Here is a 13142-nt window from a genome sequence, read left to right on the forward strand (position 1 = left end):
TCCCGTCGGTGACGTCCATGATCACGGTCGGGGAGGCGGGTCAGGCGAGGGCGGGCTCCGGGGAGCCCAGCGCGCCGGCGGCGCGCAGCGCGGCGAGGGTCCCCAGGACGGCCTCCGCGGCCTCCGCGCCCTTGTCCTCCCTGCTGCCCGGCAGGCCGGCCCGGTCCAGGGCCTGGGCGTCGGTGTCGCAGGTCAGCACGCCGAACCCGACCGGCACGCCGGTGCGCACCGCCACCTCGGTCAGGCCCGTGGTCGCTGCCGAGCACACGTACTCGAAGTGCGGGGTCCCGCCGCGCACCACCACGCCGAGGGCGACCACGGCGTCGTAACCGGCCGCGGCCAAGCGCGCCGCCGCCACCGGCAGCTCGAAGGTGCCGGGGACGCGCACCACGGTCGGCTCGGGTGCGCCGGCTGCCTCGAGGGCGCGCAGCGCACCGGCCAGCAGGCCCTCCACCACCTCGGTGTGCCACAGCCCGGCGACCACCGCGACGCGCACGCCGCTCCCGTCGACCTGCAGCGCCGGTGCTCCGTGTCCGCTCATGCCTGCTCCTCCTGCGTCGTCGTCTTCTGCGCACCCGCCGCGGAGAGCGCGGACGGGGCGGTGGGGGGCGTGTGGCCCATCCGGGCGCGCTTGGTGGCGAGGTAGGCCTCGCGCAGCGGGGCTGACGGCGCTGGCTGTGCTGACGGTGCAGCCGCGTCGTCGTCGCCCACGTGCAGCCCGACCTGCTCCACCACGTCCACGCCGTGCTCCGCCAGGCCCGAGGTCTTCCCCGGGTTGTTGGTCAGCAGCCGCACCCGCTCCACGCCGAGCGCGCGCAGCACCGCGGCCGCGCCGCCGTACTCGCGGGCGTCGACGGGCAGCCCCAGCTCGAGGTTCGCGTCCACGGTGTCGGCGCCGCCGTCCTGCAGGGCGTACGCCGCGATCTTGGCGGACAGGCCGATGGCCCGCCCCTCGTGGCCGCCGAGGTGCACCAGCACCCCGCCCTCGGCGCCGATCCGGTCCAGGGCTGCGCGCAGCTGCGGACCGCAGTCGCAGCGCAGCGACCCGAACGCGTCGCCGGTGAGGCACTCCGAGTGCACGCGCACCAGCGGCACCGCCGCCTCGGTGGAAGGGGGTGAGGACGACGACGAGCGCGGCGGTCCCCCACGAGCGGGAGGTGCCCCCAGCCCGACCACCGCCAGGTGCTCCGCGCCCGTGGCGAGGTCGCGGAAGGCGACGGCGGTGAACTCGCCGTGCTCCGTCGGCAGCGCGGCGCGAGCCACCTCGACCACGCGCTGGCGCTCGCGGGCCGGACGGGAGGTGGCCGAGGGCCCGTGGTCGCGGTCGGTGGACGCGGTGGCCTCGGCGCGCAGGTGCGCGGCGAGCTGCTCGATGGTGATGACGGGCAGCCCGTGCTCCGCGCCCAGGGCCACCACGCCGGGGCCGCGGAGCATGTCGCCGTCGGGGTCGTCGAGGTCCACGAGCTCGGTGATGATCGCCACGGGCGGCAGCCCGGCCAGGCGGCACAGGTCGACGGCGGCCTCGGTGTGACCGCGGCGCTCCAGCACCCCGCCCGGGCGGGCTCGCAGCGGCAGCACGTGCCCGGGGCGGATGAGGTCGGCCGGCCCGGAGGCCGGGTCGGCGAGCACCCGAGCGGTGCGGGCGCGGTCGGCGGCGCTGATGCCCGTGGTGACTCCGGAAGCGGCGTCGACCGTGACCGTGTACGCCGTCCGCAGCGAGTCCTCGTTGCGCTCGACCATGTCGGGCAGGCCGAGGGAGTCGGCCAGCACCGCGGGCAGGGGGGCGCACAGCAGGCCGGAGCCGTGCTTGACGGTCCACGCGACCCACTGCGGCGTCGCCAGGGACGCGGCGAGGACGACGTCGCCCTCGTCCTCGCGGTCGTCGTCGTCGAGCACGAGGACCGGACGGCCGCAGCGCAGCGCGGCGAGCGCTTCCTCGACGGTGCTCAGGCCCTCGAGCCCCCGACTCGCGCTCGTGGTGGTGGCGCTCATCGCACGGCCTCCTCGAGCTCGGCAGCGCCCAGACCGGAGCCCAGACCGGCGACCGCGCGGTCGGCGAGCAGCCGCTCCACGTGCTTGGCCAGCACGTCCACCTCGAGGTTCACCGGGTCGCCGACGCCCTTGCGGCCCAGCGTGGTGGCGCGCAGCGTCTCGGGGATGAGCGAGACGGAGAACCACGCCCGCTCGGCGCCCGCCGCGCTGACCGCGGTCACCGTGAGGGACACGCCGTCGACGGCGACGGAGCCCTTCTCCACCACGTACTTCGCCAGCTCGGCGGGGACGGAGACCGTGACGACCTCCCACCGGTCGCCCGGCACGCGCGCCGCGACCTCGCCGACGCCGTCGACGTGGCCCTGCACGACGTGCCCGCCGAGGCGACCGCCCGCGGCGACGGGCCGCTCCAGGTCCACCCGGTCGCCGGGGCGGAGCCGGCCGAGGGTGGTGCGCTCGAGGGTCTCGAGCATCGCGTCGGCGGTGAAGCCGGTGGGCGCGCCGTCGTCGTCGCGGGCGATGTCGACCACGGTGAGGCAGCAGCCGTCCACGGCGATGGACGCGCCGTGGACGGCGTCGCCGGTGACGAGCGGGCCGCGGACGGTGAGGCGGGCGGAGGTCTCGCCGCGCTCCAGCGCCACGACCTCTCCGAGCTCCTCGACGATGCCGGTGAACATCAGGCCTCCTGCTGCTGGTCGGACGGGGTCTGGTCCGGGACGGGTCCCGGGGTCGGGTCGGTGGGTCTGGCGAGCACGACGACGTCGCCGCCGAGCACGTGGGCGCCGGTGAGCTGCAGGCGCAGCGCGTCGCCGATCGAGGTGGCGCCGAGGTCCCCCAGGGCGCTGCGACCGCTGCCGAGCAGGGCGGGCGCGAGGTGCGCGACGACGTCGTCGACGAGCCCGGCCCGCCAGAACGCCGCCGCCAGGCGCGGGCCGCCCTCCAGCCACACCGAGCGCACGCCGCGCTCCCACAGCGCGGCCAGCGCCTCGCGGGGGTCGCGGGTGCGCAGGTGCACCGTCTCGGCGCTGCCGTCGAGCAGCCGCGCACCGGCGGGCAGGTCGCGCAGGCCCACCACCACGCGCAGCGGCTGCTGGGGCAGCGGCGCGCCGGAGGCGTCGCGGACGGTGAGGGCCGGGTCGTCGGCCAGGGCCGTGCCGGTGCCGACCAGCACGGCGTCGTGCTGGGCGCGGCGGGCGTGCACGTCGGCGCGGGCCACCGGCCCGGTGATCCAGCGGCTGGAGCCGTCCGTCGCGGCGCTGTACCCGTCGAGCGTGGCGGCGTACTTCCACGTCACGGCGGGGCGGCGGTGGCGGTGCGCGCGGGCCCACGGCCGCACCAGCTCGTGCGCCCGCGGGTCGTCGAGGACGACGACGTCGACCCCGGCCGCGCGCAGCTCGGCGGCTCCGCCGCCCGCGGTGGGCGTCGGGTCGGGCGCGCCGACCACCACGCGGGCCACGCCGGCGTCGAGCAGGGCGCGCGTGCAGGGGCCCGTGCGGCCCGTGTGCCGGCACGGCTCGAGCGTCACGACAGCGCTCCAGCCGGTGGTGCGCGCGAGGTCGTGGCCCCGCGCGGCGGCGTCGGCGAGGGCGGCGACCTCGGCGTGCGCGGTGCCGGCGCCGCGGTGCCAGCCCTGGCCGAGGACCTCCCCGCCGGGGCCGAGCACGACGCACCCGACCTGGGGGTTCTCCGTCAGCGGGCCGCGGCGCGCCAGGTCGAGGGCGAGGTCGAGCGCGCGGCTGTCCACAGGGTTGTCCACAGAGCTGTGGACACCGCCGTGGCGCTCGCTGCTGGCCAACCCCGTCCCCTTCCGCGTCGGTGCGGTTCCGGGGTGCTGCGGGGGAGGGCGACGACGGCGGGTGGTCCCTGCGGTGACCGATCACCCGCCTCGGGAGGCGGACGACGCGGCGGGCCGCTGAGCCCTGCCGACGGCGCTGCGGGCGAGAACCCCTACGGGGCCTCGCCGCGTGCTCCTCCCCTCCGGACTCTCACCGTCGGTCCTGGAGTTCCACCAGGTCCACCGGCCGCTGGCTGCGGTCGGGTCGCGGACTGTCACCGCCGGTTCGGAATTGCACCGACCCCGGAGCGCGCGTCGTTCAGCCGTCGATGCTGCCACGACCGCGGCGGTGAGTGCCAGTCCTGGTGCCTGGGAGCACCCCGGGAGGGCACCTCGCCGGGGTCGGGCAGAAGGGGTGGAAGAGGCTCTTCTCCGCGAAACGCCTGCGGGTCGCCGCCGCTGTACCTAGCGTCGTCAGCCAGCGATCTCCCGCTCGGCAGCTCGCCCGCCGGGGGGCGACCGAGGAGGAGCTGTGCGCCGACCGACCACCACCCGGAGCCGCCGAGGGGCCGTCCTGGCCCTCGCGCTCGCGCTGACCGCTGCCGCTGGAGCCGGCGTCACCGCAGCCCCGCCGGCACAGGCGGCCGTCGACCGGCAGGTGGTCGACGGCCTGCAGCAGGGCCACGACGCCGAGCGCGCCAGCCGCGGCCTGGACCCCCTGCACCGCGACTCGCGCATGGACGCCGTGGCGCAGGCGTGGGCCGACAGGCTCGCCGCCGACAACGGCTCCCTGCGCCACTCCGACGCCGACCCTGCCTACGACTACCGCACCCACATCCCCGGGGGCTGGCGCGGGGCCGCGGAGAACGCGGCCCAGCACTGGGCCGGCGCCGGTGACCTCATGTGGATGTGGATGGGCTCGTCGGGGCACCGGGACAACATCCTCAACCCGTCGTTCGACGCCGCCGGGTACGGCGCGGCGCGCAGCGCCGACGGGCGGCTGTGGGCCATCACCGTCTTCGCCGACTACTACGCCGGGCCCTGGCCGGGATCGACGACCCCCACCGCGAACCCGTCGTCCAGCCCCAGCCCCTCGGCCAGCCCCTCCGCCCGGCCGACCTCGACACCGACACCGACCTCGACACCGACCTCGGTGCCGACGTCCGCACCGACCGCCACGAGCACCGCCTCGCCCGCCGTGGCTGCCCGGTCGGTCTCCGGCGAGGACCGCTGCGCCACCGGCGTCGCGCTGGCGAAGGCGCTGGCGCCCTCGCCCACCGCCGCGGTGGTCGCCTCGGGGGAGTCCCTCGTCGACAGCGTCCCCGCCGCGCCCCTGGCCCGGAAGCTCGCGGCGCCCCTGCTGCTCACCCGCTCCGCGGGCCTGTCGCCCGCCGTGGCCGCCTACCTGCGGGCGACGCCGTCGGTGAGCCGCGTCGTCGTCGTCGGGGGAGACCGGAGCGTCTCCCCGCAGGTGGTGAGCGACCTGCAGGCGCTCGGGCTGGGCGTCGACCGGGTCTCCGGTGCGGACCGGTACGCCACCGCGGCGGCCGTCGCCGCGCGCCCGGAGCTGTCCGGCAGCACCACCGCCTACGTGGCCCGCGGCAGCGGGTCCCTCGCCGACGCCGTGGCGGTGGGCGGCACCGCCGCGGCCCTCGGCGCGCCCGTGCTGCTGGCCCCGCCGACCGCGGCCGCCGTCCCCAGCAGCCTCACCGCCGCGCTCGGCGACCGCCGCGTGGTGGTGGTCGGCGGGACGACCTCGGTCCCCGAGGTGGTGGCCAGCGCCCTCGGCGCCGACGACCGCCTCGCCGGCGCCGACAGGTACGCCACCGCCGCGGCCGTCGCCGACCACGCCGTGGCCCGCGGCGTCTCCGCCGACCGCGTGCTCGTGGCCAGCGGTGACGAGGCGCGGCTGGCTGACGCCCTCGTCTCCGGTGCGGCCGGGTCGGTCACGCTGCTCGTGCGACCCTCGGGGTGGGGCACGGCGACGACGGGGTGGATGAGCGGCCACGGCGTCGACGAGGTGCTCGCGGTGGGTGGAGGCACCCCTCTGCGCTGAGGCGTCCGGCAGCGGCGGCCGCGACCAGGTCCCCGTCGCAGCCGGGCGTGCGTGTCACATCCTGGACGCCGGCGGTGCTGGAGGGGTGTGGAGCTTGTCGAGACGAGAGCGGTGCCGCTCGCCGCTGACGCCTCCGCCGGTCGGTCCTCTCCGGCCGGTGCGCGGGCAGCGGTGAGGCCCGACCTGGAGGCGGTCTTCCGCCGCGACTACGCGCTCGTCGCCGGGGTCGCCTCCCGCGTGCTGGGCTCACCGGCGCAGGCTGATGACGTCGCGCAGGAGGTCTTCCTCTCCTTCGCCCGGTCCTCGCCCGCTGGGGTGCCCTCCGAGCAGGCGCGCGGCTGGCTGTGCGTGGCCGCCACGCACACCGCCCTCAACCTGCTGCGCGCCGGCCGCCGGCGCACCGCCCGGGAGGACTCCGCGGCGGCTCGCGACGCCGCGCTCGTCGGCGACGCCGTCGCCGACGTCGCCGACGAGGTCGTCGTCTCCGAGGAGCGCCGCCGCGTCCGCACCGCGCTGTCGCGCCTGCCCCGCAAGCAGGCCACGGCCCTGGTCCTGCGCCACAGCGGCCTCTCCTACGCCGAGGTCGCGGCCGCCCTGCACCTGTCACCCACCAGCGTCGGCACCACCGTCCGACGCGCCGAGAGCGCACTGCGCGAGGAGCTGACCCGCTGATGGCACTCACCAGGCACCCCCACGACGGCGTCCTGCGCCGGCTCCTCGACGAGCCGGCCGGCGTCTCCGACCCCGACCGCGACCACATCGCCTCCTGCGCCCGCTGCCAGCAGGGCCTCGCCGCCGCTCGCGACGACGCAGCCACCACGGCTGCGCTGCTCGACGCCGCACCGGCCGGCACGCACCCGGACGACGTCGACGGCGCCTGGCGCCGGCTCAGCGCCTCCGCAGCAGCGTCTCCCCCGGCCGGGCGGGAGGGGAGCGTCGTGGACCTGGACGCCCGCCGCACGGGCACCGGCCGGCCGGGCCGTCGACCGGGCCGCCGCAGCGCGTGGCGCCGTCCCGGCGTCGTGGCGCTCGGCGTCGCCGTCGTCGTCGCCGGTGCGGGCACGGCCGCGGCGTCGGACTGGCTGCGGATCTTCCAGGTGCAGCAGGTGGCGCCGGTGAGCATCAGCTCCGCCGACCTCGCCGGCCTCGGGCAGCTGCCCGACCCGAGCGCCTTCGGCGACGCGGTGGCCACGGAGCCCGTCGAGGTGCGCGAGGTCGCTGACGCGGCCGCAGCGGCGCAGGCCACGGGCCTGCAGGTGCCGCGGGTGGCCGAGCTGCCCCGCGGCGTCAGCGGTCAGCCCAGCTACCAGGTGGGTGACGCCGGCCAGGTGAGCTTCACGTTCTCCGCCGCGAAGGCCGCAGCGTCGGCCCAGCAGGCCGGGGGCCAGCTGCCGCCGGTGCCCGCGGGCCTGGACGGCAGCGTCGTGAGGCTCACCGCGGGGCCCGGCGTCGCGGCCACCTGGTCGTCCTCGGCCGGGGCCCCCGCGCTGGTGGTGGGCCGGGCCGTGGCCCCCACCGCCGAGTCGACGGGGGTGCCGTTCACGCAGGTGCGCGACTACCTGCTCTCCCTGCCGGGGATCCCCGCCGACCTCGCCTCCCAGCTCGCGACCTTCACCGGAGACGGGTCCACGCTGCCGCTGCCCGTCCCCGCCGACCGGGCGACCACGTCCACCGCGGACGTCGACGGCGCCCAGGCGACCGTGGTCCGCACGAACGACGGCACGATGGCCGCCGTGGTCTGGGTGAGCGACGGCGTGGTGACGGCCGTGGCGGGCACCTCGAGCACCGACGAGCTGCTCGACGTCGCCCGGGGCCTGAGCTGATGAGGGGACTGAGCTGATGAGGGGACTGCGCTGAGCGTCGCGCCGGCCGTGGGCACCGCGGGCGGGTCCCTGCCGGACTCGCCCGCGGTGTGGTGCTCCCACCTGCGCAAGCGGTTCCGGCGCCACCAGGCCGTGCACGACGTCTCCCTGCAGGTGGGGCGCGGTGAGGTGGTCGGGCTGCTGGGGCCCAACGGCGCCGGCAAGACCACCGTCATCAAGATGCTGCTCGGCCTGGTCACTCCCGACGACGGCGAGGTGCTGCTGCTGGGCCGCCCCGCCGGCGACCCGGCAGCCCGCGCCGGCGTCGGCTACCTGCCCGAGCTGTTCCGCTACCAGCCGTGGCTGTCCGCCGCCGAGGTGCTCGCGCTGCACGTGCGCCTGTCCGGCGCCGACGTCAGCGCCGCCGAGCAGCGCGACCGGCTCGACCTCGTGGGCCTCGGCGCCCGCGCCGCGGACCGGGTCGGCGGGTTCTCCAAGGGCATGCAGCAGCGCCTCGGCCTGGCCGTGGCCCTGGTGGCGCGCCCGCGCTTCGTCGTCCTCGACGAGCCCACCAGCGCCCTCGACCCGCTGGGCCGCGCGGACGTCCGCGACGTGGTGCTGGGCCTGCGCGAGCAGGGGGTGGCGGTGATGCTCAACTCCCACCTCATCGGCGAGGTGGAGCGCGTCTGCGACCGGGTGGTCATCCTCGACCGCGGCCGCGTGGCGGCGGCCGGGTCGATGACCGAGCTGCTCGGCCAGCAGCAGGTGCGCCTGCGGCTCACCGGGCTCACCCCCGCCGCCGAGCAGCGGCTCGCGCGGGCCGGCGCCGTGCACCGCGGGGGAGACGGCCCCGACGTCCTCACGCTCTCGGTGCGCGACGACCGGCCCGGGCAGGACGACGGCGAGCGCGTCGGGCGCGTGGTCCCCGAGCTGGTGCGCGACCTGGCGGCGCTCGGCGTGGACGTGCACGCCGTCGAGCCGGTGCGCGTCAGCCTGGAGGACCGGCTGCTCGGCATCCTGCGCGGTGCCGCTGACGAGCGGGCGGCTGCCGAGCGCGCGGCCGGCGAGGGGGTGGCGCGGTGAGCCACCAGCTGCGCGTCGTGGTGGTCGTGGCGCTGCTGACCCTGCGCGAGGCGTCCCGGCGGCGCGTGGTGCTGGCCCTCGCCGCGCTCACCGCGCTGCTGCTGGCGCTGTCGGGCTGGGGCTTCTGGCGCCTCGCGCAGGAGCTCACCAGCGGCGAGGCGCTCGTGGCGTCCTCGCAGGTGCTCAACCTCGTGATGTTCGGGCTCTCGCTCATCGCGGCCCTGGGCACGGCGTTCCTGTCCGGGCCGACGCTGGCGGGCGAGACCGAGTCGGGCGCGGCCCTGTCGGTGCTGGCCCGGCCGGTGCGGCGCTGGGCGTTCCTCGCCGGCAAGTGGCTGGGCCTGGTGGTGTTCGGCGGTGCGTACGTGGTGCTCGCGGGGCTGGCGCTGTGCCTGGTGGTGCTCGCCACCGTCGGGTACTGGCCGCCCGACCCGGTCGCCGGGCTGGCGCTGCTGGCCGGGCAGACCGCCGTGCTGCTGACGCTGTCGGTGCTGCTGGCCACCGTCGTCTCGCCGATGGCCTCCGGCGTGGTGTCGGTGGGCCTGTTCGGTGCGGCGTGGATCGCCGGCGTGGTCGGCGGGGTCGGGTCGGCGCTCGGCAACGAGGGCGTGGCGCGCGTCGGCACCGTCTCGCGCGTGGTGCTGCCCACCGACGGGCTGTGGCGCGGCGCGATGCACGCCTTCCAGGACCCCTCGGCCCTGCTGGCGATGGGCCAGGGCGCCGAGGCGTTCCCGTTCCTGTCCGTCAGCTCCCCGACGCCCGCCTACCTGGTGTGGGCGGTGCTGTGGACGGCGATGGTCTTCGGGCTGGCGGCCGTGGTCTTCGCCCGCAAGGACCTCTGAGCAGCACCGCGGCGCTGCCGGTGCGGCCGTCGTCGCCGGAGTCCGCTCCTGCCGGGCCGTCCTCCCGCGGCGGGAGGTGGGCCACCCCGGCGCTCACCCGCTCGCCGCGCAGCCGCGCCACGCGGTGCAGGGCCTCGAAGCGCTGCTCGATGCCCCGCCGGTCGAGCAGGCCCGTCAGCAGGTCGGTGACAGCGGCCTCGGCCGGGGCGCGCACGCCGGCGCGGCGGGACCGCTCGAGCCGGACGATGACCGCGCTGGTCGCAGCCGTCGCCGCCACCACGGTGACGGTGTCGGCGACGTACCGCGCGGTGTCGGCGGCGGTGTCCGCGGCGCGCACCAGCACCGCCTGTCCCACCAGCGCGGGCAGCAGCACGAAGGGCACGTGGCGCGGTCTGGTCAGCAGGGCGGACGCCGCGCACAGGGCGATCATCCCGACCCCCGCGGCCAGGAGGTTCCCCGGGCGCGGTGGTGACAGCCCCGACAGCCCCAGGACGACGACGTCGAGCGCCAGTGCCACCGCGAGCAGCCCGCTGGGCACGCCGCCGTCGTGGTGCCGGAGGTGCCGCCGGCGCAGCCCGCGCAGCGCGAGCAGTGCCAGCGCCGTCCACAGGACGGCGCTGGCCAGCACCGACCCCAGCGACGCCCACGCGGGGTGCGCGGCGGCCACCGCCAGGCCCGGCAGGTGCAGCACGGCGACGGTCGCGAAGACGGCGAGCTCGGTGCGCGCGGGGCGCAGCGCGCCCTCCTCGCTACCCCTCCCACCGGCAGGGGCGCCGCCCGCCTTGCACCCGCCCCCGCGGCTGGGCCCCGGCCCACGGGTGGCTCACGGGTGCGAGGGACCGGCGCCGGCGCGCTGCCAGGACCCCTGGGAGACCAGCGCCACCAGCACGGCGAGGCCCAGCGCCCCGGCGGCGCTGCCGAACGCGGCGGCCACGCCGGCCGCCTCGATGACCGCCCCGCCGGCGGCCGTGCCCAGCGCCCCGCCGGTGGTCACCGCGGTCGACAGCCACGCCTGAGCCTCGGTGGTGCGGCCCAGTGGTGCCTGGGCGTCGACCAGGGCCTGCTGGATGATGAGGCTCGGGGCGATCACCAGCCCCACCACGAAGAGCACCGCCAGCAGCAGCGGCGTCGATGGCCCGCCGGGGGCGGCCAGCACGAGGGACACCACCCCCAGACCCGCCCCGAAGACGCCCAGGGTCAGCGGCAGCAGCCGCGCACCCGTGTGGTGCCCGGCCACGGCCCCGTAGGTGAGCCCGCCCAGGGTGCTGCCCCCGGCGATCGCCGCGAAGAGCAGACCCAGCGCGGCGTCGTCGCCCAGCACCGTGCGGGCGGTGGCGGCCAGGGACGTGTCGGTCGCGCCGAAGGCCAGCGCCATGGCGAGACCCGTCGCCAGCACGGCCAGGAGGGGCGCGGAGGTCAGGAGCGCGGTGGGACCGGGTCCTGCGGGGGCCGACGCGTCCTGGGCCGACGCGTCCTGGGCCGGGGCGGTGGCCGTGGGTGCGGTCGCTGAGGGGGCCGGCTCGGCGGTCGCGGCGTCCGCTGTGCTCGTCGTGGTGCTGGCGCCGGCCGTGGCGGTGCGCTCGCGAGGCCCCAGCCGCGCCGGCCCGGTGGCGGCGTACGCCAGCCCGCCGACCAGCAGCACCGCCGCCGTCACCAGCAGGGGGCCGGTGGTGGGCAGCGCCACCAGCAGCCCGGACAGCAGCAGCGGACCGAGCACGAACAGCGCCTCCACCGCGGCGGCGTCCAGCGCGAACCCCGCCCGGCGGTGGACCGGGTCCCCCAGGAGCACCCGCCACGAGGCGCGCATGGCGGCGCTGAACGGGGGGAACGCCATCCCCGCCCCCAGCGCCACACCGCAGAGCACAGCGGCGTGCGCGCCCGCCTGAGCAGCCAGCGCCAGCACGACGAGCAGCCCGGCGCTCGCGGTGACGGTGGGCGCCAGCACGCGGGCCTGGGCGCGCACGTCCATGGCGCGCCCCCAGACCGGAGCTCCCGCGGCCGTGCCCACGGCGAAGGCCGCAGTCACCGCCCCCGCCGTGGCGTACGAGCCGGAGGTGCGCTCCACGAGGAGCACCATCCCCAGCGGCGCCATGGCGATGGGGAGCCGCGCCAGCACGGAGGCGGCGAACGTCACGAGGGCACCGGGGCGGCGCAGGACCGCGCCGTAGACGGCGACCCCGCGCGCCGGAGACCCGGCGTGCGACGTCACCCCAGCAGGTTACGTCCCGCTCGTTCGCACGCCCGTCCGAGGCCCCGGGGGCGGGCCGCCACCTGGCACTGCGGTGGCGCGGGGGGAGCCCTCAGACGCCCTCGGCCGTGGTGGAGCGGGTCAGGCGCGGCGGGCCGGCGAGCACCTCGCCGAGCCGCGAGGCGCCCTCCGGGGTGCGCCGCCACGCCCGGTAGGCGTCGTCGTGCTCGAGCGACTCCCAGCGCTCGAGCACCACGAGGTGCGCCGGGTCGTCGACGTCCACCAGGACGTCGCAGCCCAGGCAGCCGTCGAAGGCGCGGGTGGCCTCGAGGACCTGGGAGACCACCGCGTGGGCGGACGCCGGGTCGGCGGCGGCCTCGGGGGTCAGGGTGAGCTCGAGCAGGGACGTCACGGTGGAGGGCACGCCCCATCCTGCCCACAGGTCGCCTGCCGCCGCCTGCCACCGGCGAGCGGCGGCAGGCGGGCGGCGCTGTCAGCGGAAGACGACCGTGCGGTGCCCGTCCAGCAGCACCCGGTGCTCGGCGTGCCAGCGGACCGCCCTGGCGAGCACCTGCGCCTCGACGTCCTGCCCGATGGACTGCAGCTCGGCCACGGTCATGCCGTGGTCGACGCGGTGCACGTCCTGCTCGATGATCGGCCCCTCGTCGAGGTCCGGCGTCACGTAGTGCGCCGTCGCACCGATGATCTTCACGCCCCGGACGTGCGCCTGGGCGTACGGGCGCGCGCCCTTGAAGCTGGGCAGGAACGAGTGGTGGATGTTGATGGCCCGTCCGCTCAGCGCCCGGCACAGCTCCGGCGACAGGATCTGCATGTACCGCGCCAGCACCACCAGCTCCACGTCCAGGGAGTCGACCAGGCCCAGCAGCGCCGCCTCGGCGGCCTCCAGCGACCCGGGCTCGCCCGCGGCCACGGACCTGTCCACCGGCAGGTGGTGGAACGGCACCCCGTAGAAGCCCGCCAGCGGCTCGAGGTCGCGGTGGTTGCCGGCCACGGCGACGACGTCGACCGGCAGCTGCCCGGCGCGCGTGCGGAACAGCAGGTCGTTCAGGCAGTGGCCCGCCTTGGAGACCATCACCAGCGTCCTCAGCGGGCGGCCCAGCTCGTCCAGGGTCCACTCCATGCCGAAGCGCTGCGCCACGGGCGCGAACGCCCCCCGCAGCGCCGGCGCGTCGAGGTCCGCGCTGACCTGCACGCGCATGTGGAAGCGGCCGGTGTCCGGGTCGCCGAACTGCTGGCTGTCGGTGATGTTGCCGCCCAGGTGCGCCAGCACCCCGGTGACCGCGTGCACGATGCCCGGGCCGTCGGGGCAGGCGAGCGCGATCACGTAGTGCTTCGTCACGGCTGCTGGCGGGGCTGCTGACGAGGTCGGGACCGGGGGCTGCGG

Annotated in this window: 13 protein-coding genes and 1 riboswitch; of the genes, 5 read left to right on the plus strand and 8 right to left on the minus strand. The window is 77.5% G+C overall.

Annotated features, from left to right (window positions below; all coding sequences use genetic code 11):
• Positions 1–40 precede the first annotated feature (40 nt).
• From ribH to ribD, 4 genes are read right to left on the minus strand one after another with little or no spacing between them, the layout of a single operon-like run.
• Positions 41–541 carry a 6,7-dimethyl-8-ribityllumazine synthase gene (gene ribH / locus FMM08_RS01150; protein WP_147924496.1) on the minus strand — a complete coding sequence of 167 codons (501 nt, stop codon included), beginning with the start codon at positions 539–541 and terminating at the stop codon, positions 41–43.
• A complete protein-coding gene (ribB, locus tag FMM08_RS01155) occupies positions 538–1992 on the minus strand; it encodes a 3,4-dihydroxy-2-butanone-4-phosphate synthase (protein WP_147924497.1) in 1455 nt (484 codons plus the stop codon). Before ribB ends, ribH begins: the two co-directional genes overlap by 4 nt.
• Positions 1989–2669 (minus strand): riboflavin synthase, encoded by a 681-nt coding sequence (locus FMM08_RS01160; RefSeq protein WP_147924498.1) that lies wholly within the window; start codon positions 2667–2669, stop codon positions 1989–1991. Before FMM08_RS01160 ends, ribB begins: the two co-directional genes overlap by 4 nt.
• Entirely contained in the window at positions 2669–3736 is a 1068-nt protein-coding gene (gene ribD / locus FMM08_RS01165) for a bifunctional diaminohydroxyphosphoribosylaminopyrimidine deaminase/5-amino-6-(5-phosphoribosylamino)uracil reductase RibD (RefSeq protein WP_255471919.1), read from the minus strand. The genes FMM08_RS01160 and ribD overlap by 1 nt, the downstream gene beginning before the upstream one ends.
• A 217-nt stretch (positions 3737–3953) precedes the next feature.
• A riboswitch (FMN riboswitch) is annotated at positions 3954–4081 on the minus strand.
• Between the two features lie 217 nt (positions 4082–4298).
• Here ribD and FMM08_RS01170 point away from each other — a divergent pair.
• From FMM08_RS01170 to FMM08_RS01190, 5 genes are all read left to right on the plus strand, one after another.
• Complete coding sequence (locus tag FMM08_RS01170; RefSeq protein ID WP_147924500.1) at positions 4299–5822, plus strand: cell wall-binding repeat-containing protein; 1524 nt, start codon at positions 4299–4301, stop codon at positions 5820–5822.
• Between the two features lie 111 nt (positions 5823–5933).
• Complete coding sequence (locus FMM08_RS01175) at positions 5934–6494, plus strand: sigma-70 family RNA polymerase sigma factor (RefSeq protein ID WP_147924501.1); 561 nt, start codon at positions 5934–5936, stop codon at positions 6492–6494.
• Positions 6494–7645 carry a hypothetical protein gene (locus tag FMM08_RS01180; protein ID WP_147924502.1) on the plus strand — a complete coding sequence of 384 codons (1152 nt, stop codon included), beginning with the start codon at positions 6494–6496 and terminating at the stop codon, positions 7643–7645. Before FMM08_RS01175 ends, FMM08_RS01180 begins: the two co-directional genes overlap by 1 nt.
• Positions 7646–7693: 48 nt before the next feature.
• A complete protein-coding gene (locus FMM08_RS01185) occupies positions 7694–8707 on the plus strand; it encodes an ABC transporter ATP-binding protein (protein WP_222710264.1) in 1014 nt (337 codons plus the stop codon).
• On the plus strand, positions 8704–9549 hold the full coding sequence (locus tag FMM08_RS01190; protein ID WP_222710265.1) for an ABC transporter permease: 846 nt from the start codon (positions 8704–8706) through the stop codon (positions 9547–9549). The genes FMM08_RS01185 and FMM08_RS01190 overlap by 4 nt, the downstream gene beginning before the upstream one ends.
• Here FMM08_RS01190 and FMM08_RS01195 read toward each other — a convergent pair.
• From FMM08_RS01195 to purU, 4 genes are all read right to left on the minus strand, one after another.
• Complete coding sequence (locus tag FMM08_RS01195) at positions 9452–10240, minus strand: hypothetical protein (protein WP_147924504.1); 789 nt, start codon at positions 10238–10240, stop codon at positions 9452–9454. The genes FMM08_RS01190 and FMM08_RS01195 overlap by 98 nt on opposite strands.
• A gap of 132 nt (positions 10241–10372) precedes the next feature.
• Positions 10373–11758: an MFS transporter gene (locus FMM08_RS01200; RefSeq protein WP_147924505.1), complete on the minus strand. Its 1386-nt coding sequence runs from the start codon at positions 11756–11758 to the stop codon at positions 10373–10375.
• Positions 11759–11849: 91 nt separating this feature from the next.
• Positions 11850–12161 (minus strand): putative quinol monooxygenase, encoded by a 312-nt coding sequence (locus tag FMM08_RS01205; RefSeq protein WP_255471920.1) that lies wholly within the window; start codon positions 12159–12161, stop codon positions 11850–11852.
• A 69-nt stretch (positions 12162–12230) separates the two neighbouring features.
• On the minus strand, positions 12231–13097 hold the full coding sequence (gene purU / locus FMM08_RS01210) for a formyltetrahydrofolate deformylase (protein ID WP_222710266.1): 867 nt from the start codon (positions 13095–13097) through the stop codon (positions 12231–12233).
• Positions 13098–13142 lie beyond the last annotated feature (45 nt).

Origin of the sequence: Quadrisphaera setariae (assembly GCF_008041935.1) — a bacterium.
In the GTDB taxonomy this organism is placed as follows: domain Bacteria; phylum Actinomycetota; class Actinomycetes; order Actinomycetales; family Quadrisphaeraceae; genus Quadrisphaera; species Quadrisphaera setariae.